Source organism: Halomonas sp. MES3-P3E (assembly GCF_002836035.1).
Lineage (GTDB): Bacteria > Pseudomonadota > Gammaproteobacteria > Pseudomonadales > Halomonadaceae > Vreelandella > Vreelandella arctica.
The window spans coordinates 1-500 of record NZ_PJBT01000139.1 but is presented as its reverse complement, the minus strand read 5'-3'; the positions used below and the strand labels follow the sequence as shown (position 1 = coordinate 500).

At 58.6% G+C, this 500-nt stretch carries 2 protein-coding genes; both read right to left on the bottom strand.

All coding sequences use genetic code 11. The features are described from left to right. Positions 1–11: 11 nt before the first annotated feature. Positions 12–293: a hypothetical protein gene (locus CXF87_RS12335; protein WP_157826542.1), complete on the bottom strand. Its 282-nt coding sequence runs from the start codon at positions 291–293 to the stop codon at positions 12–14. After that, the coding region (locus tag CXF87_RS12330) for a D-Ala-D-Ala carboxypeptidase family metallohydrolase (RefSeq protein WP_198556092.1) at positions 293–500 on the bottom strand (208 nt) is incomplete at its 5' end. The genes CXF87_RS12330 and CXF87_RS12335, both read right to left, overlap by 1 nt.

The following is a 500-nucleotide window of genomic DNA, read 5'->3' as shown; positions in this document are numbered from 1 at the left end:
CAATAAGCCCATCATTGGATAACCCCTCGCGCCTTGGCGCCTACCACCTCAAGCATTGAGTCAGCGGCATAACCCACGCCAAAGGCGGCAACAAGGCTGGTAACGCCTTGATCAACCAATAGGAGGTAGCCCGCCATGCTGCCGAGTAAAGCCAGTGAGGTCTTATAGGGTCTCAAGCGCAGGAAGCCGATCAGCGATAAGGCGTGGCCTTGCTGGCGCACCTCGATCAGCTTTTTGAGGGTGTGCGTCGCATTGCCAGCCAACACCAATAGCAGAGGGAGAATGTGAGCCATTACCATCGTGCGGGCCCATTTGAGCGCGTATCGACATGAGTGAACGTGGCATAACGGCCTAAGCTGGCGCCGGGGAACTCCGCTGCCAGCCAGTCATAAACAGAAGCGGGCGCCACACCCTTGACCTGTATATCAGCGGCACGCGCCTTGGTGTGCTGGCTATCAGGCGCACCGCCCACCTTCCGGTTATAGGCCTCACACCGGCAG

What these genes read in the sequence shown, in the direction of transcription:
- CXF87_RS12335 (WP_157826542.1), bottom strand. Translation starts at nt 293, where the DNA reads ATGGCTCACATTCTCCCTCTGCTATTGGTGTTGGCTGGCAATGCGACG.